Below are 23,764 nucleotides of genomic sequence, written 5' to 3' on the forward strand. Positions count from 1 at the left end.
AGGCGAAGATAAAATTATGCCGATATCAAACCATGCTCCACGGCCGCAGGAGTTCGCTGCGGTCGACCTCGGCTCTAACAGTTTCCACATGGTCATAGCCCGTGTGGTGGATGGCGCCATGCAAATCATTGGTCGCCTGAAGCAGCGCGTGCATCTTGCGGACGGCCTTGGCCCTGATAACAAATTAAGCGAGGAGGCCATGGAGCGTGGCCTCTCCTGTCTGGCGCTGTTTGCCGAACGCCTGCAGGGATTTGCAGCGGACAACGTGTGCATTGTGGGCACCCACTCGCTTCGCGAGGCCACCAACGCCGCCGAGTTTCTGAAACGCGCTGAAAAAGTCATCCCCTACCCGATTGAAATTATTCCCGGGAACGAGGAAGCGCGCCTGATTTTTATGGGCGTGGAACACACTCAGCCGGAAAGAGGCCGCAAGCTGGTAATTGACATCGGCGGCGGCTCCACCGAGCTGGTTATCGGTGAAGATTTTGAGCCAATGCTGGTCGAAAGCCGCCGTATGGGCTGCGTCAGCTTTGCGCAAAACTTCTTCCCCGGCGGGGTCATCACGCCGGAAAGCTTTAAGCGCGCCCGCATGGCGGCAATTCAGAAGCTGGAAACGCTTGCCTGGCAGTATCGCCTGCAGGGCTGGAAAGTAGCGCTGGGCGCCTCTGGCTCCATCAAGGCGGCGCATGAAGTGCTGATTGAGATGGGCGAGAAAGACGGGACTATCACCCCGGAACGCCTGGAAATGCTGCAGCAGGAAGTGCTGAAGTTTAAAAACTTCGACGCCCTGAGCCTGCCTGGCCTGTCCGAAGAACGTAAAGCGGTGTTTGTGCCGGGGCTCGCGATTCTGTGCGGCGTTTTTGACGCGCTCGCCATTCGTGAACTGCGTCTTTCAGACGGTGCGCTGCGCGAAGGCGTGCTGTACGAAATGGAAGGCCGTTTCCGCCATCAGGATATCCGTATTCGCACCGCGCAAAGCCTGGCGGAGCAGTACCATATCGACAGCGATCAGGCTCGCCGGGTGCTGGAAACCGTAGAGCTGCTTTATCAGCAGTGGGAAAAGCAGAATCACAAACTGGCTAACCTGCAGATGGCCGCGCTGCTGAAGTGGGCCGCGATGCTGCACGAAGTTGGGCTCAGCATCAACCACAGCGGGATGCATCGTCACTCGGCCTATATTCTGCAAAACAGCAACCTGCCCGGCTTCAATCAGGAGCAGCAGATGCTGATGGCTTCCCTGGTGCGCTACCACCGCAAGGCCATTAAGCTGGACGATCTGCCGCGCTTTACGCTGTTTAAAAAGAAACAGTTCCTGCCGCTTATCCAGATTATCCGTCTTGCTGCGCTGCTGAATAATCAGCGGCAGGCCACCACCACGCCGCCGACGCTGGTGCTGGAAACCGACGATAATCACTGGACGCTGCGCTTCCCGCACGACTGGTTCAGCCAGAACACGCTGGTGCAGCTTGATCTGGAACGCGAGCAGCAGTATTGGGAAAGCATGACCGGCTGGAAGCTGACCATCGAGGAAGAGGCCGAAGCGGCGCTCTCCGCCTGACGCCCTACTCCAGCCCCTTTGCGTCTTCCGGCGTAGAGGGGCTTTGTTCTTCTACAAGGCTCTCCAGCGGCTGAGGGCGACCAATCAAATACCCCTGAACATAGTCCATGCCCATCGCCCGCACGGCATCCTTCAGCTCCTGCGTTTCAACATACTCCGCCACGACCTGCATCTTCTTCATTCGTGCCAGTTGGCATATCGAACTCACCACCTGATAGTCCAGGCTGCTGGTCAAAATATTACGGATAAAGCTGCCGTCAATTTTCAGGATATCGGCGCTAAGCTCTTTCAGGCGCGCATAGCTGGCATAGCCGGTACCAAAATCGTCGATGGCAATCCGGCAGCCCATTCTTTGCAGCATCTTCAGCGTCACGTTGGCCTGTTCAAGGTTGGTTAACGAGTGGCTTTCCGTCACCTCAAAGACCAGTTGCCACGGTTCAATGCGGTACTTCGTCAGCAAATGCTGAACCTCTTCCGGAAGCTGGGACTGGCATACCGAGGCGGGCGTCAGGTTAATGGCAAGCCTGCACCCCGGCAGGCTGTCGCGATGCTTATCCATAAACCGCAGGGCGGCATTCAGCACCCAGCGGTCAATGCGGGATGAAAGGCCAAACTCATGGGCAACGGGCAAAAAGAGATCCGGCGACAGCAGCTCGCCGTTGTCACCGCGCATTCTCAGCAGCACCTCATGATAGGCATCGCCCCGCAGCCCTTCGATACGCTGCGCCATCAGCACAAAACGGTCTTCGTCGAGCGCACTTTGCAGGCGGTTCATCATCTCAACTTTGCGTTTTACCGCATTTTGAATGTGGTTTGAGCCCTTTTGCTGCAGGCTTTCGGGCTGCTGGGTGGAGAGCGAAACCCCGGCCATGGTGCTTAACTCACCGAGCAATAAATAGAGATGGGAAACCGGATGGCGCACAAAACAGTAGCTGATGCCGATTTGCGGCTGCAGCGGCATCCCGTCCCACATGAAACGGAACCGCCTGGCGTGTTCGTACAGGGACTCAATTTTTTCCTGATGTGATTCATAGTTAAGGCGCAGGGCAAGATCGTGTCCCGAAAGGTTATACACCCTCTCGCCGGGCGACAGCTGACCGCGCAGATACTCAGCCAGCTGCTGTTTATATTGGATCCGCAGCAGGACGCCATAATTACGCCCAAGCAGCTCCAGCTCGGGAATAGAAACAAACCCCAGCGCCGACCACGGAGCGTTCCCAAGGTCACGACATAACGCGCGTAGATTCGGCATCTGCATCATCGGGTCGATAAACGCGACGCGCCTTGCCTTGTAATGCAGAAAACGCTGCCGGGTGGTCACCGCCGCCATCAAATAAATGGTGATAGAAAAGACGGCATAGCAGGATGAGGCAATTGCCAGATGCAGCTGGAAGCCCATATCCGGCGGTAAATAGTTGTGGAACCCACTGCACAGAATAATCAGCACCACGGTCCAGACGTTGGTGATAAACAGGAAGCCAAAGCGCATCGCTCCCCACAGCATAATGGGCAGGATAAGCGTCAGCGTATAATCGGTATTGAAAATGGTTTTGCTCTGGCTGATCGGGTACAGCAGCAGCCAAATAAGCAGACCAACGACCGCTCCCCACAGCAGCATTTCAGTCTGCGTAACGCCTTTTTGCCGCTGGGCACGCATTCGGGACCAAAAGCTTTTGATAAAGCGCGGGTGCACAATCATCCGCAATATAAAATAAAAGAACGGCAGCCCGGTTAATCCCCCAACCAGCACGGCCTGGAAATTAATTAATGTCCGGGTGCTCCACGGCGTGGTGGAAAGAATAGAAAAGCTGCGGTCGTACCAGCCGAAGAATAACGCCAGCTCATAGAACACCAGAAATAGCGCGGCATTCACCAGCACCAGCCAAAACATGCGCTGGGCGGTAAGTTGAATCATGCCGAAGGTGACCGCACTGCGCCGCGGCACAAAGTAGCGGTAACAGCCCCAGCTAATCGCGATCGGCACGATGAAGTGTAAAACGGCCAGCAGTGAAATCCACCCGCCTTCTGAGGGCAGGTAGCGAATCAGCAGAGCCAGAATGATGCCCGGAAAGGCAGCACGTCCAAACAGCAAGAGGCTGGCGGTGAGCAGCGGGAGCGACATATACAGCAGGAAAACTCGCCCACCGTCCAGTACCGTTTGCGCGTTGAAGGTGACCACCAGCGGCAGCAGCAGGCTGGGGAGAATCAGGGGCAACGCCCACCACTTATTTTTTGAGTTTTTATACCAGCTAGCTAATTGCATACATCTTCGCCAAAATCCCTGTTCCTCTTCGGGTTTCTTCCGGATATCCTTTCCGGTTCGTTATTGCCCATCTCACTTCGGAGCGAAGGGCAAATTTTAGTTAGCTAAAATCAAGAATAATTGATGCAGATCAATATCAATCAATTGAATCACCGCTAATGGTGAAATTCAGACTTTGCCCGCTATAGCTTAGTTCACAATAAATTCATCCCACGCAGTGAATGCCCACTAATCATTCAACTGGCCCATTTTTACATGATGAATAATTGACCTGCGTTGTTCAGTGTGACTAAATACCCCCGTCGCCCGCAGCTGCCGGGCTAATCTCAAGGACCCTTGCGTGACACAGGTTACGACTATGCAGAGACGAAACCGTTTTAATAATCGCATGACCCGCATTATTCTGCTCATCAGTTTTCTGTTCTTTTTTGGTCGCTTTATTTATTCCTCAATTGGCGCGTGGTATCACCATCAGGATAAAAAAGCGGAACCCCAACAAAGCAGCCAGCAGGTGGACAGCGCTAACCGCTAGCCCGTGCGCCTCTCCAGAGCTTTGCCTTCTTTTCAGCGATCGGGCTGCCCGTTAAGACTTGTTCAAACATGCTCAAGCCCCGGTTCATAAGCGTCCTCACCTTGACCTTAGGTTAACTTTAGGTTGTAAAGTCGCGCCATCAAAAATAGCTGATTAGGCGAACTATGGAACACATTGATGTTGGCTTTACCCACGTCGCATTTATGGTGAAGGACCCGGATAAAAGCGTTGATTTCTACCTCCGCTACACCGCCATGAAGGTGATTCACCACCGCGAACCCAACCTGCCTGATGCGCGCAAGGTCGCCTGGCTAAGCGATCGTACCCGGCCTTTTGCGCTGGTTCTGGTGCAGGCAGATAACCACACCGACACGCCGCTGGGAAGCTTTGGTCACCTGGGCGTGGCCTGCGCGACGAAAGAAGAAATCGATTTAAAAACGGACATGGCAAGAGCCGAAGGCGTGCTGCGCAGAGAGCCAGAACAGCTGGGCGACCCGGTCGGATACTTCGTGTTCTTTGCCGATCCTGACGGCAACACGCTTGAACTCTCTTACGGCCAGCGGGTAGGACTTGAATCAATGTAACGCGCTCTGGGCGGTAGAAAATCGCCCTTTTTGTTCCTTCTCACCATCCCTTATTTCCCCGCTTATCAGCGCCTTGTCTTAAAGCATTTTCTGTTCTAAGCATAGCAATTTATATTCCTATGGGGTTTAGCGGCGAGGATTTACTCTCTGCTCAATTCAACGGTTAATTGCGGGCAGTGATTGGTTAAATGAGTGGAAAATCCTCAGTCTATTTGCATGAAGAACAGCGGGAATTTGTCAGTAAACTGCGGCGTTCCTGGCTTTGGCGCACGGAGTTGCCAACCTGGCTGCTGATTATCACCATTTATGGCGGATGGTTTGCCACCGTTGCCTGGTGGAAAACGATTGGCCTGTTCCCGGCCACGCTGCTGCTCATCTGGTTTGCCACCTGGTACATGTCGCTGCAGCATGAGCTGCTGCACGGCCATCCGACCCGCTTCCCTCGCCTTAACCAGCTGTTTGGGCTGATGCCGTTTTCTATTTGGTATCCGTACGGCACCTATCGTGACCTGCATCTTAAACATCACCAGGATGAAGACCTGACCGTGCCGGAAACGGACCCGGAAAGTTACTACTTTACCCGTCGCCGCTGGCAGCATTTTAGCGGCGTTCAGCGCCTGCTGGTGCGCCTGCGTAACACCTTCCCCGGCAGGCTAATGTTAACGCCGGTGCTGACGATGCGCTGGACGGTGGTCAATATCTGGGACTCTTTTCGCAGCGGCAACCGCCCGGCGATGGTCATGTGGACGGTGCATCTTCTGCTGCTTATCCCGGTTCTTGGCTGGCTGGTAAAACATGATTTCTCGGTGGTTTATTACCTTTTGGTGGTGACCTGGCCGATGCTGGCGATGACAAAAGTTCGTTCTTTCTTTGAACATCGCGCGGCGGAAGATCCTGAAGCGCGTACCGTAATTAACGAAGCGGGGATGTTCTGGCGCCTGCTGTTTTTAAACCTTAACTATCACTCCGTGCACCACGATTTACCCGGTATCCCCTGGTACGGGCTGCCAACGGTTTACCGCGCCTATAAAGAAGAGTACCTGAAGCGCAACCAGGGCTTCTTTGTGAACGGCTACGGCGAGCTGATGCGTGAACACCTGATTAAGCCGATTCAGGTAGAGATTAACCCGTTCTTCCCGGACGGCCGCCTGGCGCAGGACAGCGTGCAGCAGGAGAAAGCCCATGAGTAAGCTTATCTCTCTGCCGATGTACGACGTGCACCATCCCGATACCGAAGCGCTGTTAGCCGCGCTGCGACAGCTGCTGAGTGAAGAAGGACTGGACGGCGACGGCCTGCTTTATAGCGAGCCCGAAGACCGCCTGAGCCACTGGCAGGATCCCCAACTGCTGCTCAGCCAAACCTGTGGTTATCCGCTGCGCGCCCTGCTGCCCAATGTACAGGTCGTCGGTACATTTCATTATCAGGCCGCAGGCTGCGAAGGATTTAACTACAGCAGCCAGCTGATTGTCCGGGCATCTGACGCAGGAAAAACGCTGGCAGATTTTCGTGGCAAGCGGGTCGTCTGCAACAGCGACGATTCCCAGTCCGGCTATCATGGCCTGCGCAGCCTCGTCGCACCGCTGCAGAGAGACGGTAAGTTCTTCTCGGACATCGCGTTTAGCGGCAGCCACCGCCAGTCGCTGGCCGAAGTTCAGGCCGGCACCAGCGATATTGCCGCCATTGATGCAGTGACCCTGGCCCTGGTTGCTCGCCATGAGCCGGAACGCGTAGCAGGCCTGGTTTCTATCGGCACAACCGCGCTGGCTCCGGGTTTACCAATGATCACCTCGGCGCAAACCTCCGCCGTGGAGCTGGAGCAGTTGCGTGGCGCGTTGCAGCGGCTGGTTAGCGAACCTGAGTGGCAAGCCGTGCGAGAGGCGCTGCTGATTGAGGATTTTACCGCGACGCAGCGTGAGGATTATCAGCCTATTAGCGATGCCGCGCAGAAAGCAGCGGCGAGTGGCCTGGTGAGGCTTTAGAGTACCAGGTTTTACCTTCTCCCATAGAGAGCCATGCCGCAAACACAAATACCCATGATTATATAGGGGCTACTAAGGTTCCGTTCACCTCAAGTACAGTTTCATATGCTGTAACCGCTCCGGTGAACGTCTTAGGAGAGCCACCGTCGCTCCCCTAAGAACCCGGACTCCCGGCCAAATAAATCGACCGCTGAAGCGGCAGACCTCCGTTTTATCTCCCAGTCCTGGGTCGGAGAAAAAACGGCGGCGATTTAAGCCGGAACCGTGCCTCGCTTCTTATTTTTACCCTCACCCTGACCCTCTCCCTGGAAAGGAGAGGGAATAAAAAATGTTCCACGTTGGCTGTTTTCCCCCTCTCCCTCTGGGAGAGGGCCGGGGTGAGGGTCGAATTGCTCCCCGGCTCTCATCGCCCCCGGCTATGACCCAACTCAGGCGGAGTTGTATGGACTTGAGGTGAACGGAATCTCATCCAATCCTCATAAACAATATTTATAAGGAAGAAACAAAGAACCCCTTATCATCACCCACGCTTAAACTGATTCCCAACCGGCGGCAACCCTAGCTTCTCACGCAACGTACCTGGCCGATAAGCCTGCTGCATCACCCCGCTTTCCTTCAAAATTGGCGCGACCTGGTCGACAAAGTTATCGAAATCCACCGGCAGGAACGGGAACATCAGGTTGTAGCCGTCCACGGCTCCGGCATGAAACGCCTCGCTCAGGGTGTCGGCGACTTCCTTTGCGGTGCCGATAACCAGCCAGCTATCCGAACTTTGAAGCAACAATCTGCCCAGTTGCAGTACCGTCAGCTTCGGATCGTAGCCTTTGATTATCTGCAGCGCGGTTCTCAGCCCGTCAAAGCCCTGTTCGTCCGGCAAAGGCGGCAGCGGCGCATCAGGATCGTATTCCCCCATATCCATTCGCAGGTAGGTGCTCAGGAGATCCAACGCCATCTGGTCGTTCATCAGCGTCTGGATAAGCTGTCGACGCTGCTCTCTTTCTTCCGGAGTATTCACCACCACCGGCAGCACTCCGCCGAGGATCTTAAAGTGTTCCGGGTCTCGCCCCAGTAAGCGCAGGCGCTGGTTCATATCCGCGCGGTAGGCCAGCCCTTTCTCGATGTTGCTCATAAACACAAAGTGAATATCTGCCTGAGCGGCAGCCAGCTGTTTGCCGGACTCAGAAGAACCAGCCTGCACCACAATCGGGTGCCCCTGCGGCGGGCGCGGCACGTTCAGCGGGCCGCGCACCTTAAAGAATTCCCCACGGTGATTCAGCGGATGCACAAGCTCGGGGTCCGTAAAATAGCCGCTTTGCTTATCGATAAGCACGGCTTCGTCTTCCCAGGAATCCCAAAGCTTGCGCACCACGTCGATAAACTCTGCGGCACGCTCATAGCGCCTGCCGTGCTCCGGCAAGGTGTCCAGCCCGTAGTTAGCTGCTTCTTCCGGCAGCCAGGACGTAACAACGTTCCAGCTCGCTCGTCCCCCGCTCAAATGGTCAAGCGAGGCAAAGTAGCGCGCCAGGTTATAAGGCTCGGTGTAGGACGTTGAGGCCGTCGCCATCAGGCCAATATTTTCTGTCACCGCTGAAAGCGCGGCCAGCAGCGTGATCGGTTCGAGTCGAGGGTTAGCGTAATGCGGGAGTCCGCTCGGCACCGTGTCCCAGATAGCAACGTGGTCGGCGATAAAAATGTTATCCAGCGCGGCGGCTTCGGCCCTGCGCGCCAGGTCGGCGTAGTGCTTAAGGGTAAAAATCTCTTTGCCCGGCGCATCTGGATGACGCCATGAGAAGCGATAGTCACCCTGTGGGTTGAAGAAAAACAGATTAAAAATGGCGGTAGCTTGCGGCATGTCGGCATACTCGTTGTGAAATGGCCCTCCCTGGCCGGGGACTCTTTATTTAGCGGCCAGTTTCTCTTTCACCCACTGGTCGGCAACTTTAGCCGGATCTTTATGATCGACGTCGACCAGCTTGTTCAACTGGATCAAATCTTTGGTGGTCAACTTCGCAGAGATATTATTGAGAACCTCTTCGACCTTCGGTGAAACGGCGCCTTTATGCACCAGCGGCACCAGGTTCTGAGCCGGCTGTTCGTGTTTGTCATCCTCCAGCACCACCCACTTCTCTTTCAGCAGATCGCCCTGGGTAGATACCAGCGTCGCCACGTCGATTTTGCCGGAGTTAAGCGCCAGGCGGCTCAGCGGGCCACCGATATCCAGCGACTTAAAGGATTTGAATTTGATGCCGTACACGCGTTCCAGGCCCGGCAGGCCAAGGGCGCGGGTCGCCACTTCAGGCGGGCCGCCGACGACCAGTTCAGGGGCAACTTTTGCCAGGTCGGACAGCGTTTTCAGGTTGTATTTTTTGGCGGTCTCTTCGCGTACGCCCCATGCGGTGATGGAGGCCGCCGAGGACGGTTTCAGCAACGCTAAATCCGCGGGCAGCGCCTGCTGCAGTTCGGCAGAAACTTCCTGTTCGGTCGTCGCTTTACTGCCGCCGTGATAGTAGTTCAGCAGCGCGCCGAGGTACTCAGGCACCACGTCCAGTTCGCCGGTTTTGAGCGCCGGAATGATAATTTCGCGGTTGCCCAGGTTGAGGCGAGTTTTGACCTCAATGCCCTGCTGTTTCAGCGCGCTGGCATAAATATTGGCCAGGATCGTTTGTTCTGAGTAGTTTGCCCCGCCAATCGTGACGGTTTCGGCATGCGCCGCAAACCCTACGCTTGCCAGCCCTGCCGCCAGTAAAGTCAGCCGGAATCCCTTGCTTGCCGTCGTCAGCCAGTTTTTCATCATCATCACCCTTCTCTCTTTTATGTTGTGTTGTGCGCAGGGGTTAGCCCGCGGTTGGTATTGCAAAATTGAGCCAGCGTTTTGCCACCTGCGACATCAGCAGCTCGCAGCCCACCGCCAGCAGGGAAATCACCACCGAACCGGCAATCACCTGCGGGTAGTCACGCTGCCCCAGGCCGTCAATCAGGAAGCGCCCAAGGCCATCCAGCCCGGCATAGGCGGCTACCACCGCCGTGGCGATAAGCTGGAGCAGCGAGGTGCGGATACCGGCAAAAATCAGCGGCATCGCCAGCGGAATGCGGACTTTGAGCAGGCTTTGCAGCGGCGTCATGCCCATCGCCTTTGCGGCATCGCACAGCGTTTGATCGGCGTGGCTGATACCGACGTAGGTGTTGGTCAGCATCGGCGGAATGGCCAGCGCCACCAGGGCGATAAACACCGGCACGTCGTTAAAGCCGAGCAGCATGATGCACAGCAGGATTATCCCCAGCGAAGGGAACGCCTGGCCGATGTTGAACAAGTTGATGGCGAAAAACGCCCCACGTCGCCAGTAGCCCAGCAAAACGCCGAGCGGCTGGGCAATCAGCGCGCCAATCACCAGGCTAATCAGCACGTAGTAAAGGTGCTCGCCAAAGCGGTGCCAGATACCGAGATCGCCGCGCCAGTGGTCGGCCTGTAAAAACCAAAGCCAGGTTTGATGCACGATGTCCATTAGCGTGTCCACCCCGTCAGGCTGTAACCGAGGCGCGCAATCAGCAGGTCAAGCACCAGCGACAGCACAAGGCTCAGCGCCAGGCTGACCAGAATCGGCGTTAAAAAGTTTTGGTTAAACCCAAGGATCATTAATTGCCCCAGCCCGCCCTGGCCTATCAGCGCGGTCACGATAACCAGGCCCACCAGCGTCACGGAAGCGATGCGCAGCCCGGCAAACAGCGCGGGAAGGATCAGAAACAGCTCCACTTCGATAAATCTGCCAAAGCGCGTGTAGCCCAGCGCCCTGCCCGACTCCAGCACGTCAGCGGGCAGTTTTTGCATACCCGCCAGCACGTTACGCAGCAGGATCAGCAGCGAATAAAGCGTCAGGCCGATAACCGCCGTGGTAACGGACAGCCCGGTCCACGGCAGCAGCAGAATAAACAGCGCCAGCGACGGAATGGTAAAAAGCACCCCACTCAGGGAAATCAGCGGGCCGGAGAGCGCGGGCCAGACGATGGACAGCAAAAGCATCGCGGCGGTCAGCAGCGTGCCCATCGCCAGCGAGATCAGCACCATCTGCAAATGCTGCAGCATCAGCTCGCCTATCATCTCGAGGTTGTCGGTCACCCATTGCCAGTCAATCATTACGGTGCAGCTCCTGATGGCGGTTAAGCGCATCGCTGAGCAGGCCGCTATCAACGGCGCCGGCGTAATGCCCTTCATCCGTTACGCGCACCAGCACGCCCTGCGGCACGTCCAACAAGGCGCTGTAAACGTGACGCAGCGACTCGCTCTCCCGGGCAATACGTATCGCTGTCTGCTGACCGTTTTCCTGCCAGTGCTGAGGGCGCCCGTCGGCATCCAGCACCAGCGCACGCTGGCTGACATCGGAAAGTTGTGGCTCGCCATGAGTTACAACCGGCACATCGCGGCGCGGTAGATCGCCCACGCGCATCATGCCGAGGCGCTTAAGATTGGGTTCAGGGCCAATAAAGTCGCGAACAAAGTCGCTGGCGGGCCAGGAAAGAATATTGTCCGGGGTATCGAACTGCTCGAGGTGCCCGCCTTCACGGAAAATGGCAATGCGGTCGCCAAGGCGAATCGCCTCGTTGATATCGTGGGTCACCAGAATAATCGTTTTATGCAGCCGGGCCTGCAGCGCCAGCAGCTCGCCCTGCAGCCTGTCCCGCACGACCGGGTCAATGGCAGCAAAGGGTTCGTCCATCAGCAAAATAGGCGGATCGGCCGCAAGAGCGCGGGCGATAGAAACCCGGCTTTGCTGCCCACCCGAAAGCTGATGCGGATAGCGCTTGAGCACCAGCGGGTTCAGCGACATCAGCGCCACCAGCTCGTCTATGCGGCGGGAAATGGCACGCTTGTCCCACCCAAGCAGGCGAGGCACGGTGGCGATGTTTTCCGCTACGGTGCGATGGGGAAACAGCGCCGGGCTTTGCATAACAAAGCCAATCTTGCGGCGAACCTGAATGATATCGGCGCGGGAAAGCGGCTGGCCCTGAATATAGACTTCGCCGCTGTCCGGGATGTCCAGGCGGTTAATCATCCGCAGCGTGGTGGTTTTCCCGCAGCCGCTGGGGCCAACAAAGGTGCAAAACTCCCCTTCGTTGATGGTCATATTCAGCGAGTTGATCGCGTGCTGCACATTGCCCGGATAGATCTTATTGATGTTTTCTAGTTGAATCATGATGCTTCTGCACTTCCTCATACCGCGCAATTTTTGCCCTTCAGGCTTATACGTTTCAGCACACGTCAGGGCAGTATTGCAGAGGGAAATGCGTTCACAAATTCAACATGATGCTAAGAATTGCCGGAAAATAACTATCAGCAATCATCGGGTTATTTCATATAAAAACAACAAATAAGGTAGCTATTTAAAATCATTTCTACGCGCTACTATCGGCGAGCATGCTCCAAAGCGATGATCAACAGGGAGAAGACGCCATGCCACAGATTTATGCTCGTCCTTTAGCCGTCGGCGATACGATCGCCGTGTTTTCCCCTTCCTCGGCGGCCACCGCGTTTGCCCCGCTGCGTTATCAAAGGGCGAAGGCTTTTATTGAGTCAAAAGGGTTTTATCTGCAGGAAGGTAGCCTGACGGGCAAAAAGGATTTCTGGCGTTCTGGCTCCATTCGCGAGCGGGCGGATGAGTTTAATGCGCTGCTGCATGACCCTAACGTGCGCTGCATTATTTCGGCCATCGGCGGCTTAAACAGCAACTCGCTGCTGCCTTATATCGACTACGCACAGCTGATGAAAGATCCCAAAATTATCATCGGCTATTCGGACGTGACCGCGCTGCTGGCGGGCATCTATCAGAGAATTGGGCTGATTACTTTTTATGGCCCGGCGGTAGTCGCTTCTTTTGGTGAACTCCCTCCCCTTGTCGACAGCACGTTTGACTATTTCCTCAGTATTCTCAGCAGACAGCAGGCGCTTCCGTATGCGCTAAGCCCGCCCGCTGCATGGACCGACGAGATGATCAACTGGGAAACTCAGTCCCGAGCCAAAACGTTGACGCCGGGTAGCTGGCGCTTCGAGGGCACGGGCAACGTAGAAGGCCGCGTCATTGGCGGCAACCTGAATACGCTTTACGGCATCTGGGGCAGCGAATACATGCCCGATATCAACCGGGGCGATATTCTGTTTATTGAGGACAGCCTGCAAAGCGCGGCGGAGCTGGAGCGAGAGTTTTCCCATCTTTTGCTGTGCGGCGTGTTCGACCGCATCGCCGCCATTGTGCTCGGCAGGCACGAGCTATTTGACGATCAGGGAAGCGGAAAAACGCCGCTGCAGATCCTGAGGGAAGTGCTGAACGACCGCGAGATCCCAGTCGTGTCCGATTTCGACTGCTGCCACACGCACCCAATGCTGACGCTCCCGCTCGGCGTGCGGATGCGCATCGACTTTGACTTTCAGACCATCTCACTGACCAGCCAATGGCTGGAAGCCGATCAGTAATCGAAAGCCAGCATGCCCGAGCGCCAGACGCTGGTCGTGCGGATCAGCGCCTTATCGCGCAGGAAATTAATCAGCGTGGCGATCACTTTGTCATGGCGCAGTTCCGGGCGCGTGACGATAAACAGATGGCGGCGCAGAGGCTGGGGCAAATCCAGAATGCGCATATTCTCCGGCACCGGCAGCACCGAAAGCCACGGCATAATGGAGAACCCCAGGCCCTGATTTACCAGCCCGACAATGCCGCTGTCGCTCGCCAGCTTATGCACCACCTCGTTACGTAACCCCATCTCACGACAGCGTTCCACGGCGGGGCTTAACGTGTTGGCGTTCGGTTGAATAAACGGCAGGTTTTCCAATTGATGCCAGCTAAAAGGCTGCTGCAGACGGAAACTGCGGGGCAACATCAGCACGTAAGGGTCGCTGATATACGGCACGCCGTGCAGCGAGTCCGGGTAGCCCTGAATGGTAATGCCGATGTCCGCCCGCCCGGACACCACCGCGTCGTTGAGGTGATGGTATTCCGTCGCGCTGTCATCAATATCCAGATGGATATCAGGCAAGGCCGTGGCGAGCGCCTCAAAATACGGCGGCAGCAGGTTCGCCGTCGCACTGCGGAAGCAGGCCACCCGCACACGCCCGGCAAGTTGGGGCGCTTCCGCCGCCGTCTGCTCAATACCATCCAGCAGCTGCATGATTTTTTTAGCATCTTTGAGGATTTGCGAGCAGGCAGCAGTCGGAATACAGCCGCTGCGCGAGCGATGCAGCAGACGCACGTTCAGGTGCTGCTCCAGCTCGGCAATGGCATGGCTGATGCGCGACTGCGTACAGCCCATTGCTGCGGCTGCGGCGCTGAAACCATTGTTTTCAACTACGGCTATCAGCATTTCCAGCTGATTAAGCTTTATTCCGGCCATATTTTCAGTCAGTTATTGGATGTACCGTGTTTCGACAAATCGAATTTCTTCATAGATAAGGAAAACATATCACGGTTTTCGGTTGCCGCCTACCAGCCTTCCTTCCCATCATAAAGCCAGCCAGTACGGCGCATAAAAGCAAAAACGTACCACCTGAACCAAGCACTTTTAAGGAAAACCTGAGCATGCCCGGCATCATCCATTACGGCACCTTTGTCGTCTCTTTCATCCTGCTGTTAATCATTCCCGGCCCCGGCAATCTGATCCTGATCACCAGCGCCAGCAAAGGCGGGGCGCGCAGCGGCTATCTCTGCCTGATGGGAATATTGCTGGGTGACCAGGTGCTGCTGTGGTTGGCTATCGCGGGCGTGGCGGCGCTGCTGGAATCCTCGCCGCATGTTTTTCAGGTCATCAAGTGGCTGGGCGCAGCTTACCTGCTGTGGATGGGCGCGCAGCTGCTGCTGAAGGCGAAAACCGGCGCTTCGCCGCCGCCGGTAACGGGCAAAAGAACGCCGTTTTTACAGGGCATGGTTATCACCCTGATGAACCCCAAACCCATTCTGTTCTACGTGATGTTCCTGCCGCTGTTCATCGACCCGGCTCGCAGCCTTGGGATCCCGACGTTCGCTATTCTGGCTGGCACGGCGGCTGCACTGACCTTTATCTACTGTTCGATAATGATCTTCCTGACGACTTCGCTTGCCGAGAAGGTTCGCACCCGTCCCGGCATGGTTTATCTGCTGGAAAAAGCCACCGGCCTGTTCCTGGCGCTGTTTGCTTTTAAGCTGGCGTTTTTTAGCTGAGATCGATAATTAAGCAAAAAAAGGGGCAACTCAATGCCCCGGATTAAGCTTACTCAAAACGCTGTAACGTTCTGGGTAACTGGCTAAACAGCTCATAGCCGTCATCGGTGATGAGCAGCATATCTTCCAGCATGATCGCCCCTACCCCGATGCCGTAGTAAGGCGTTTCCACGCTAAAAACCATGCCCGGCTCGAAGGTTTCGGTTGCCGCAGCGCTCACGAATGGCGCTTCTTCCAGGCCTAAAAACAGCCCGTCACCATGGCCTAAATGACCCCGGTTATAGTGCGGTAAGCCATTGGCTTTGATTTTGCTCATCGTGTCGTTAAACACGTGGCTGAGCTTCACGCCAGGGCCAATCAGGCTCAGCATATGCTCATGGCCCTGCAAAATCGTTTGGTAGATTCGCTCCGCCATCTCCGTTGGCTGGCCGAATACCACGGTACGCGCCAAATCCGCGCCGTACCCGGCGACGTCCACGCCGCAGTCAAATTTGATTAAGTCGCCCGATTTAACGGGTTCACGGCTCGGGATGAGCTTGGGGGCAAAATCATCCCCTACCGAGATCAAATGGAAGCGCGAAAGGTTCGTTTCCGGGTGCTGCATAACGGCCGCTTTATAGGCGGCAGTGAGATCCCACGCAGAACAGCCCTCGCCAATCGCCTTAAAGGCTTCGCCGATCCCATACTCGGTAATCTGCGCGCTTTTACGCAGGAAGGCTATCTCCCACGGGCTTTTGACCATTCGTAGCTCATTGAAGATTGCCGTGGAATCCACCAGCCGTAAATTCGGGAGCACCTTATCCAGCGTCTGCTTGCCGCCATTGCTCATCGCATTCAGCTCGATAGCGATGTTTTTATCCAGCACGCCGGCGTCCGCTAAAGTGGATTTGAGCAGCGTGAAAACAGCTTCAACCGGTGGGCCAATCGGCCGTTCTTTAATCACCCGCTGCGGGTTGAAAGGCTCATCGACATCGACCCAAACCGGAAATGTCTTCAGCTCATAGTTCGCCAGCTCAAACTGCAGGCCTGCCGCCTCAAACTCGTTCATCACAACCAAAGATGGCAGCTTTTCATCCCGGAAAATGACCGCCAGCGCCGCGCCGGTATGGCGGAAGGTGTACATAAAGAAACTGGCAAACCCGGTGACATGGCAAAAGTTGTCCGGGGTGGTCACCACCAAGGCCTCAATATTGTTCCGGGCCATGATTGCTCTGGCTTTGGCCGTGACCGCCTGGAGATGATCTGCTTTATTCATGGTGCTCATTACCTCAGTCTTGTTTAACTTTTGCCGTAGTCGGATCGCCAGATGTTTTAGCAGATCAATCGGGATTTATATAGCGGCTTACGGCGTGAGGCTTTGCTAACGAAGGCAGGAAGTCGATTTTTAGCCAAAGATATTTTGATGATATTTTCGCCATACTGTATATGTGCTACCGTATGTGTTAATTGCACATAGAAATGCGCAGATATTGAGGAGGAGCCATGCCCGCATCAGCAAGTATACGAGTGAAAAAAACGGTCACTGTCACACTGGAGCCAGAGCTGATTCAGGAAGCCAGGGCCGCAGGAATCAACTTGTCACAAACGTTGCGTAATGCTCTAAAAGCCGAAATCAAGGAGATTGAAGCCGCTCGCTGGAAGAAAGAAAACGAAGCCGCAATCGACTATCTGAATCAGCTCACGGAAGAAAACGGGCTTTTATCCGACACCTACAGGACTTTCTGATCATGCAATTCACCGTCTACAAAAATACGGGCAAGCCCACGGCTTACCCGTATTTATTGAATGTTCAGAGCAACATCATTGGGCGCAGAAACACCCGAGTCGTCATCCCTTTATTTCCAGCTGAAAACTATAAAGGGCCACGCACGGACAAACTCACCCCATCCATTAACCTGGCCGGTGAGGATTTTATTGTGATGACTCATGAACTCGCGAGCATCCCTGAACGAGTCCTGGGCGCAGAACACTGCAGCGCGGCTGAACATGAAAATACAATAAAAGCGGCGCTTAACTTCCTTTTCTATGGCATCGAGTAGCCGGATCCCCTATGTACGCGCCATGTTTTCCACCGGGCATGACGAAGCTATAGAGCTAGCTCCCCGACCGTTATGCCTTCTTTCAGCACGGTCAACGCTTCTACGTGTTTTAATACCTTCGCCATTATTTCATCCCCCGCTTGCGCCTGGCATTCTTGAGTTCTTCAATAGAATGCGGATGCTCTGGTTTGAAAAGTCTGGTCACGGATGGCAACTCATCCAGCGCGGTAGCGAGCAGGATCATCGCTTCCAGAGTAATCACCCCGCTAGTTTCGAATCGCTTGATAGTAGACTCTGAGACACCCGCTTTTTCAGCAAGCGTCTTTCGGGAAAGATTTTTCGCAAGACGAAGCGTTTTTGCGTTACTCCCCACCTGCTGAGCCACTTCTGTCGGGGTATAAAGCAGATGCATAAAAGACATTTTTTGCATTCAAAATATAACGGCCATATATGGACCATTATAATATTAAAAGACCTTAAAAAGGCCGTAAATGAACACTTTTAACAAAATAAACAAAAGGTCATTTACGACCATTTAAATTGATAAATTACAACTAAAAGATCTTATTTAACCCATTAAATATCAATGAACTGAAGGTGGTGTAACTTATTGATTTAAATATAAATAAGAGCAATGATATCGTCATTACCCTTAAGTTGCAGGGACAAACTTCGAATAGCAAAGTTCAAGCATATCCAGGCTAGATATTCCCCTGCCCGCCCTGCTCCACCGCACCAGTATTCAAGACCGGATAGCGCGAAGGCCAAATCTCTTGAGGCTGCTTGCCCAGCGCTTCGGCAATAAGCCTCTCCCCCTTCGGCCAGCGCCGGGTTAAGGCATTTGCCAGCGTCGAAGACGCCAGCCCGGAATCCCTGGATAACGCCGCCAGCGACGTACCTTTCTTCCTGATACCAGCGATGATATCCGCCGGATGCCAGTCCTGTGCTTTCATACAACCTCCTTTTATGTTGACTATAAGTCACATCATAGCACATAAATTAACGCATGTGACTAATAGTCCGTGGACTTATAAGCATCAAAACAAGATGCTGATCACATGAAAACATCCAATTCAATCCAGGCCCAGCTGGGACAACGTGTTAAGCAACTGAGATTGCAAAAAGGTCTCTCTCAAGAAGCCCTTGCAGAAAGGTGCGGTCTAGATCGTACTTATGTCAGTGGAATTGAACGTGGCGTTAGAAACCCCACTTTGGAAGTACTCCATATCATTGCTAATGGTTTAAACATCGATCTTGCCAGTCTGTTTGTATTTTCCGATCCCATCTAATCTTTAAATCTCAGATCTCATAACAGCAAAACAACCCCCATATGTGACTAATAGTCCGTGGTCTGATAAGCAACGAAGGATAATGCTTATCCGCATGGAAAATACAAAAAACATCACAGCTCAATTTGGGCAAAGAGTCAGAAAACTTCGCTTAGAGGCGGGGTTATCTCAGGAAGCCTTTGCGGATAAGTGTGGCTTAGATCGTACTTATATCAGCGGGATCGAGCGCGGAGTCAGGAATCCGACTTTGGAGGTGATTGCGGTGATAGCAAAGGGGCTATGCCTAAATTTGAATAGCCTCTTTGAGAACTTATAAAATGGTAGATTTGCACTCACTATGAAGTATAAAAAAACATAAAATATTATATATCCCCCCTCCCTACCAAAAATGGTATATGGAGAAAAAAACATATCACATTAAAATATCTTAGATTAAGTTATAAATTTTTATAATGTAAGGATATTAGAATGACAGATGAATTCATAGATGCATACTCTGATGATCAAATATATTTAGAGATAATAGAAAAGTTAATAAATGAACACCCCACTGAAGGTAATGTTCCGGATAATATTAAGTACTCCTCATATAGCAGACTTTGGATTGTTATGATGGTTGGAAGTATTGAAATGATGATAAAAAAATGGGCGATTCCAGAACCTATGATGCATGATATTGCATCATATTTTAACGATGGCTCAAATGAAGGTCGACTCGAGCATCTTTACAAAGCATTTGAGCTCCGTGGATTATCTCCTAAACGCGAGTGCTTTGATGACTATTTGGCATGTAAGTACATTCGTAATGCTTATGTTCACGGTGAGTGGAATGAAAATCAACGTAAATATGTTGAAAGTAAAGGGTTGCCTTCTACCATAATGAGATTCTCTCCAATCCATTATAAAAGAGTAAAAGATTCATACTATCATCTAATGAACTTATTGGGTATAGCAAAAGCTACAAACGAGATGTCAAAATTAAGACACTTATAAACACCATATAAATTTAAGATGAAGGTAAATAAGGCGTAAATAGTAGCCTGATAACTAATGTTAGTGGTCTTTCCAATCGCAGCTCATTGTGATTGGAAAGACATTTGGAATAAAATTGGTTTCGGATACACTAGATTCACTTCAGACGGGCACTTGGACAAATCTCATACTCTATCTAACAAGGACTATGAGTGGGATAGCTAAAAAAATATCTATAGAGCCGCCGTTATGAGCTTCATAACTAGTCTCGTAAAGAGATGATATTACTAGGTATATCTATATTTTTCTGTATTTTTATAATTCAAAACAATCTCCTATTAAGATAGGTTATAAACTTAGAGAGTTATTTTTATAAAAATGACATATTCCTGCCACCATAATCATTAGTTTAAAATAAAATGAATAAATCATTAGAGTCGTTGCTTATACTAGCATGCTTAGAACTTGAAGGTACATCAAGAACAGTTGTTACTGATGCGTTTTCTGAAACTATGAGTATTTTTTTAAACAACCTAGAATTATTTGAAAAGCTACCAGAAACCGTTATAAAAAAATCGAGTTCTCTACAAAAACAAGAAGAACAGGCTGGCTCCACTGTTGGTCTTTGGAAAGACTTAGCTTCAAATTTCGGGGAGGATATTGAAGAAACATTAGTATACTTTGATAAAAAAGCGCTCTTGATATATGACGGTATTGAAGCATCTGCTTTTGGACGCATGAGCTATATTTATCGTTCTAAAGGAATCAGGTTGTATCTATTTTCCTCGGGTGAATTAAGCATACTAACTCCGTATAGTTATATAGATCATAATGGATTTCAATTAAAAAACGAAATTTTGAATTCATTTGGCCCAGATTTTATGGAAATGTCTATCGACGATGTCAGAAGTATAATTCATTATACTTCTGAAGATTTCAACGTAAGAGATCACAATCAATTTGTATGTGGTGAACTTCTCAAAATGTTATGTTCAGTAAAAAAACAATTCCGCAAAGATTACTACTTAGAATATCTTTTAACACCACCAGACGTTGATAAACCATCAGTGTTCTCGTCAAGAGTTAAAGATCAACTATGGGACATTTGTTTATCTGATTCATTTCGTGAGAAATGGGGTACACAATTTCAATATGCATCAATGAACATTTTATCCTCTATTGGTATTCCACCTTCTTCAGGACAGCTTGTTAAATTTATTAAATCGCCCAAAAATGGAAGTATTGATTTGAGCAATATCATGATGAAACTTGATGAAATACAAGATAATATAGTTAGAATAAAAGAGTCAAATGGTGTTGATATGCTAGAAATAAAACCTAACTTTTTTGGAGTCGGATTGAATGTTAACGAAATTTATAAACGTATTAAAAACACCATGAATAATCCATAAAACATCTTATGGAATTTATAAAGTGAAATCATAATTATATGTCTGGAGACTATAAACATGGCTAAATTGTATGTAATCGGTAATGGGTTTGACCTTTGGCATAATTTACCTACGAGATATAAAGATTTTTATGATTACGCTAAAAATACTCTTGATGAATTCGATAATTACTATTGCTTTGATTTAAATAATGATAAACCATGGTATGATTTTGAAAATGCTCTTGGTGCTTTTGATGCAGATGCGTTCCTAGATTTCCACAATGAAATAGATGCTATGGCAGATGATTTTAGACCAAGTTTTATTTATGGTCTAGAAGACGAAATTACTGAACAAACCAATGCTCATGTTTCAACTATAAAAGAAACATTTACTAACTGGATTAATCAACTTGACATCAGTCAAGTTGAAAAAAAGATGACTTTTACTAAAGATTCTTCATTCATCACATTCAATTACACATCAACATTACAATCTGTTTATGAAATCGATGATCAACGTATACTTCATATTCATGGCAGCGCTGAGATGCTCGATGATTTGATTTTTGGACATGGAGACGATATCAATGAACCTCCTGAATTCGATGATAATGGTGATAGTAATCGTCATATATTTTCAGATGCTCAAAGTATTTCTAGATATCCACTTTACGCTCTAAAAAAACCAGTTTCAAATATCCTTAAAAAAAATGAGGAATATTTTTTACAACTTGGTGACATTCATGAAATAGTGATTATCGGGCATTCTTTGAATAAAATTGATCAGCCATACTTTCGTCGTATTGCGATAAAGTTAGAAAACTCACTTTGGAAAATTTGTATCTACCATAAAGATGGTCAAGAGGACTATAAGCAAAGGCTTATTGATTGTGGAATAGAGAAAAGCAGAATAGAGATCATCACATACGAAAACCTTTAATTCTTTTCAGAAAAAAATAATGATATAGAATATTCTAGGGAGCTGCATCTTTACTTTTCCATCCTTAAGAGTAATTAGGCTAAGTTAATGATATTTTTCATCATGTTTATTAGCAATGTTAACACTCAAATATTAGACCATTAATTTTAAAAATATCGATTCGAGATCCATATAGCGTTTTTTTTAACTTTCTTACAACATGGAGAAAAATATACATATATAGCTGATGTATGAAAACGTAAGATGATAAAAATAATTAGTATGCCTATAACATCTGAAAATGAACGATTAACTTTATCGAAATAATTATAATTTAAAAGACTAAAAAAAGCCCATTTTACATGGGCCTATATCGTAAATTTGCAGCTAATACCTGCTACGATTGAGTGATTATTCCCACTCAATCGTAGCCGGCGGTTTACCTGAAATATCGTAAACCACGCGGGAGATGCCGTTCACTTCGTTGATGATGCGGTTGGACACGCGGCCGAGGAAGTCATACGGCAGGTGCGCCCAGTGCGCGGTCATGAAGTCGATGGTTTCTACCGCACGCAGGGAAACAACCCAGTCGTACTTGCGGCCATCGCCCATTACGCCCACGGAACGGACCGGCAGGAACACGGTGAACGCCTGGCTCACTTTGTTGTACAGGTCGGCTTTGTGCAGCTCTTCGATGAAGATAGCGTCGGCGCGGCGCAGCAGGTCGCAGTACTCTTTCTTCACTTCGCCCAGCACGCGAACGCCAAGGCCCGGGCCCGGGAACGGGTGGCGGTAAAGCATGTCGTACGGCAGGCCCAGCTCGAGGCCGATTTTACGCACTTCATCTTTGAACAGCTCACGCAGCGGCTCAACCAGGCCCATCTTCATCTCTTTCGGCAGGCCGCCCACGTTGTGGTGAGATTTGATGACGTGTGCTTTGCCGGTCGCGGAGGCCGCAGACTCGATAACGTCAGGGTAGATGGTGCCCTGCGCCAGCCATTTAACGTCTTCCAGCTTCAGCGCTTCTTCGTCGAACACTTCCACGAACACGCGACCGATGATCTTACGCTTGGCTTCCGGGTCGTTCTCGCCCGCCAGCGCGGTCAGGAAGCGCTCTTCGCCCTCAACGTGAACGATGTTCAGGCCGAAGTGGTCGCCGAACATGTCCATTACCTGAGCGGCTTCGTTCAGGCGCAGCAGGCCGTTATCCACAAATACGCAGGTCAGGTTTTTGCCGATGGCGCGGTGCAGCAGCATCGCGGTCACGGAGGAGTCAACGCCGCCGGACAGGCCGAGGATAACTTTGTCGTTACCGACCTGCTCGCGAATGCGGACGATCGCATCTTCGATGATTTTTGCCGGGGTCCACAGCGCTTCGCAGCCGCAGATTTCCAGTACAAAACGCTCCAGCAGACGCTGGCCCTGACGGGTGTGGGTCACTTCCGGGTGGAACTGCACGCCGTAGAAGCGTTTTTCTTCGTTGGCCATAATGGCAAACGGACAGGTTTCGGTGCTGGCAACGGTCACGAAGTCGGACGGGATGGCGGTGACTTTGTCGCCGTGGCTCATCCAGACGTCCAGCAGCGGTTGACCTGCTGCGCTCAGGGAGTCTTCGATGCCGCGAACCAGCGCGCTGTCGGTTTTCACTTCAACCTGCGCGTAGCCAAACTCACGCTCGGTAGAGCTTTCAACGTGGCCGCCCAGCTGCATGGCCATGGTCTGCATGCCGTAGCAAACGCCGAACACCGGTACGCCGGCGGTGAACACATACTCTGGCGCACGCGGGCTGTTTTCTTCGGTGGTGCTTTCCGGGCCGCCGGAGAGAATGATGCCGCTTGGGTTGAACTCACGAATTTGAGCTTCGGTAACATCCCATGCCCACAGTTCGCAGTAAACGCCCAGCTCACGGACGCGGCGCGCCACCAGCTGAGTGTACTGAGAACCGAAGTCGAGGATCAGGATGCGATGTTTATGAATGTTTTCCGTCATTGACGTTAATTCCGAGGCAAGTGAAACGAGAATATAAAGAGCCCGGCGCGTGGCCGGGCTAGTGAA

The 23,764-nt window shown here is 51.6% G+C and carries 25 protein-coding genes; 14 read left to right on the forward strand and 11 right to left on the reverse strand.

What is annotated here, in order from left to right:
* Positions 1-16: 16 nt before the first annotated feature.
* Positions 17-1,558, forward strand: a complete 1,542-nt coding sequence (gene ppx, locus ACE38U_RS04810; RefSeq protein ID WP_176981964.1) for an exopolyphosphatase — start codon at positions 17-19, stop codon at positions 1,556-1,558.
* 4 nt (positions 1,559-1,562) lie between these two features.
* Here the strand turns inward: ppx and ACE38U_RS04815 are convergent, their stop codons facing one another.
* Complete coding sequence (locus tag ACE38U_RS04815; RefSeq protein ID WP_375529266.1) at positions 1,563-3,821, reverse strand: sensor domain-containing phosphodiesterase; 2,259 nt, start codon at positions 3,819-3,821, stop codon at positions 1,563-1,565.
* Between the two features lie 358 nt (positions 3,822-4,179).
* Here ACE38U_RS04815 and ACE38U_RS04820 point away from each other — a divergent pair, with 358 nt between their 5' ends.
* The 4 genes from ACE38U_RS04820 to ACE38U_RS04835 all read left to right on the forward strand — a co-directional run bounded on the left by ACE38U_RS04820 (position 4,180) and on the right by ACE38U_RS04835 (position 6,917).
* Positions 4,180-4,353, forward strand: a complete 174-nt coding sequence (locus ACE38U_RS04820; RefSeq protein WP_038480078.1) for a YfgG family protein — start codon at positions 4,180-4,182, stop codon at positions 4,351-4,353.
* Positions 4,354-4,517: 164 nt separating this feature from the next.
* On the forward strand, positions 4,518-4,937 hold the full coding sequence (locus ACE38U_RS04825; protein ID WP_375529267.1) for a VOC family protein: 420 nt from the start codon (positions 4,518-4,520) through the stop codon (positions 4,935-4,937).
* Positions 4,938-5,125: 188 nt separating this feature from the next.
* Positions 5,126-6,127, forward strand: coding sequence for a fatty acid desaturase (locus tag ACE38U_RS04830; protein ID WP_176981961.1), 1,002 nt, complete (start codon positions 5,126-5,128; stop codon positions 6,125-6,127).
* Positions 6,120-6,917, forward strand: coding sequence for a phosphate/phosphite/phosphonate ABC transporter substrate-binding protein (locus ACE38U_RS04835; protein ID WP_176981960.1), 798 nt, complete (start codon positions 6,120-6,122; stop codon positions 6,915-6,917). Before ACE38U_RS04830 ends, ACE38U_RS04835 begins: the two co-directional genes overlap by 8 nt.
* Before the next feature lie 520 nt (positions 6,918-7,437).
* Here the strand turns inward: ACE38U_RS04835 and ACE38U_RS04840 are convergent.
* From ACE38U_RS04840 to ACE38U_RS04860, 5 genes are read right to left on the reverse strand one after another with little or no spacing between them, the layout of a single operon-like run.
* Positions 7,438-8,769: an NtaA/DmoA family FMN-dependent monooxygenase gene (locus ACE38U_RS04840; protein ID WP_375529268.1), complete on the reverse strand. Its 1,332-nt coding sequence runs from the start codon at positions 8,767-8,769 to the stop codon at positions 7,438-7,440.
* 45 nt (positions 8,770-8,814) lie between these two features.
* Positions 8,815-9,714: an ABC transporter substrate-binding protein gene (locus tag ACE38U_RS04845; RefSeq protein WP_038480063.1), complete on the reverse strand. Its 900-nt coding sequence runs from the start codon at positions 9,712-9,714 to the stop codon at positions 8,815-8,817.
* Positions 9,715-9,751: 37 nt separating this feature from the next.
* Complete coding sequence (locus tag ACE38U_RS04850; protein WP_375529269.1) at positions 9,752-10,420, reverse strand: ABC transporter permease; 669 nt, start codon at positions 10,418-10,420, stop codon at positions 9,752-9,754.
* The gene (locus tag ACE38U_RS04855; protein WP_038480057.1) at positions 10,420-11,049 is read right to left on the reverse strand and encodes an ABC transporter permease; all 630 of its coding nucleotides are present in this window, start codon (positions 11,047-11,049) and stop codon (positions 10,420-10,422) included. The genes ACE38U_RS04850 and ACE38U_RS04855 overlap by 1 nt, the downstream gene beginning before the upstream one ends.
* Positions 11,042-12,106 (reverse strand): ABC transporter ATP-binding protein, encoded by a 1,065-nt coding sequence (locus ACE38U_RS04860; protein ID WP_375529270.1) that lies wholly within the window; start codon positions 12,104-12,106, stop codon positions 11,042-11,044. The genes ACE38U_RS04855 and ACE38U_RS04860 overlap by 8 nt, the downstream gene beginning before the upstream one ends.
* 257 nt (positions 12,107-12,363) lie before the next feature.
* Between ACE38U_RS04860 and ACE38U_RS04865 the strand changes: the two genes are divergently transcribed.
* Positions 12,364-13,380 (forward strand): S66 family peptidase, encoded by a 1,017-nt coding sequence (locus tag ACE38U_RS04865; protein ID WP_038480052.1) that lies wholly within the window; start codon positions 12,364-12,366, stop codon positions 13,378-13,380.
* Here the strand turns inward: ACE38U_RS04865 and ACE38U_RS04870 are convergent.
* The gene (locus ACE38U_RS04870; RefSeq protein WP_038480049.1) at positions 13,374-14,294 is read right to left on the reverse strand and encodes a LysR family transcriptional regulator; all 921 of its coding nucleotides are present in this window, start codon (positions 14,292-14,294) and stop codon (positions 13,374-13,376) included. The two genes, ACE38U_RS04865 and ACE38U_RS04870, sit on opposite strands and share 7 nt — an antisense overlap.
* A 185-nt stretch (positions 14,295-14,479) precedes the next feature.
* On the opposite strand from ACE38U_RS04870, the gene ACE38U_RS04875 reads away from it, so the two are divergent.
* Positions 14,480-15,097 (forward strand): LysE family transporter, encoded by a 618-nt coding sequence (locus tag ACE38U_RS04875; protein ID WP_375529271.1) that lies wholly within the window; start codon positions 14,480-14,482, stop codon positions 15,095-15,097.
* A 49-nt stretch (positions 15,098-15,146) separates the two neighbouring features.
* Here the strand turns inward: ACE38U_RS04875 and ACE38U_RS04880 are convergent, their stop codons facing one another.
* Positions 15,147-16,352, reverse strand: coding sequence for a M24 family metallopeptidase (locus tag ACE38U_RS04880; RefSeq protein WP_038480042.1), 1,206 nt, complete (start codon positions 16,350-16,352; stop codon positions 15,147-15,149).
* 227 nt (positions 16,353-16,579) lie between these two features.
* Here ACE38U_RS04880 and ACE38U_RS04885 point away from each other — a divergent pair, with 227 nt between their 5' ends.
* A complete protein-coding gene (locus ACE38U_RS04885) occupies positions 16,580-16,822 on the forward strand; it encodes a type II toxin-antitoxin system CcdA family antitoxin (RefSeq protein ID WP_038480039.1) in 243 nt (80 codons plus the stop codon).
* 2 nt (positions 16,823-16,824) lie between these two features.
* Positions 16,825-17,136: a CcdB family protein gene (locus tag ACE38U_RS04890; protein ID WP_176981953.1), complete on the forward strand. Its 312-nt coding sequence runs from the start codon at positions 16,825-16,827 to the stop codon at positions 17,134-17,136.
* A 124-nt stretch (positions 17,137-17,260) separates the two neighbouring features.
* On the opposite strand, the gene ACE38U_RS04895 is transcribed toward ACE38U_RS04890, so the two are convergent.
* Positions 17,261-17,566, reverse strand: coding sequence for a helix-turn-helix domain-containing protein (locus ACE38U_RS04895; RefSeq protein ID WP_375529272.1), 306 nt, complete (start codon positions 17,564-17,566; stop codon positions 17,261-17,263).
* A gap of 271 nt (positions 17,567-17,837) precedes the next feature.
* On the reverse strand, positions 17,838-18,089 hold the full coding sequence (locus ACE38U_RS04900; protein ID WP_375529273.1) for a helix-turn-helix domain-containing protein: 252 nt from the start codon (positions 18,087-18,089) through the stop codon (positions 17,838-17,840).
* Between the two features lie 105 nt (positions 18,090-18,194).
* On the opposite strand from ACE38U_RS04900, the gene ACE38U_RS04905 reads away from it, so the two are divergent.
* From ACE38U_RS04905 to ACE38U_RS04925, 5 genes are all read left to right on the forward strand, one after another.
* Positions 18,195-18,425, forward strand: a complete 231-nt coding sequence (locus tag ACE38U_RS04905; RefSeq protein ID WP_375529274.1) for a helix-turn-helix domain-containing protein — start codon at positions 18,195-18,197, stop codon at positions 18,423-18,425.
* Positions 18,426-18,519: 94 nt separating this feature from the next.
* Entirely contained in the window at positions 18,520-18,741 is a 222-nt protein-coding gene (locus ACE38U_RS04910) for a helix-turn-helix domain-containing protein (protein ID WP_375529308.1), read from the forward strand.
* A 152-nt stretch (positions 18,742-18,893) separates the two neighbouring features.
* Positions 18,894-19,418, forward strand: coding sequence for a hypothetical protein (locus tag ACE38U_RS04915; protein WP_375529275.1), 525 nt, complete (start codon positions 18,894-18,896; stop codon positions 19,416-19,418).
* A 398-nt stretch (positions 19,419-19,816) separates the two neighbouring features.
* Positions 19,817-20,809, forward strand: a complete 993-nt coding sequence (locus ACE38U_RS04920) for a hypothetical protein (protein WP_375529276.1) — start codon at positions 19,817-19,819, stop codon at positions 20,807-20,809.
* Between the two features lie 57 nt (positions 20,810-20,866).
* Positions 20,867-21,730 carry a bacteriophage abortive infection AbiH family protein gene (locus tag ACE38U_RS04925; protein ID WP_375529277.1) on the forward strand — a complete coding sequence of 288 codons (864 nt, stop codon included), beginning with the start codon at positions 20,867-20,869 and terminating at the stop codon, positions 21,728-21,730.
* 390 nt (positions 21,731-22,120) lie between these two features.
* Here the strand turns inward: ACE38U_RS04925 and guaA are convergent, their stop codons facing one another.
* Positions 22,121-23,698, reverse strand: a complete 1,578-nt coding sequence (gene guaA, locus ACE38U_RS04930) for a glutamine-hydrolyzing GMP synthase (protein ID WP_172569206.1) — start codon at positions 23,696-23,698, stop codon at positions 22,121-22,123.
* Positions 23,699-23,764 lie beyond the last annotated feature (66 nt).

The organism is Cedecea selenatireducens (assembly GCF_042138895.1).
Classification (GTDB): Bacteria; Pseudomonadota; Gammaproteobacteria; order Enterobacterales; family Enterobacteriaceae; genus Cedecea; species Cedecea selenatireducens.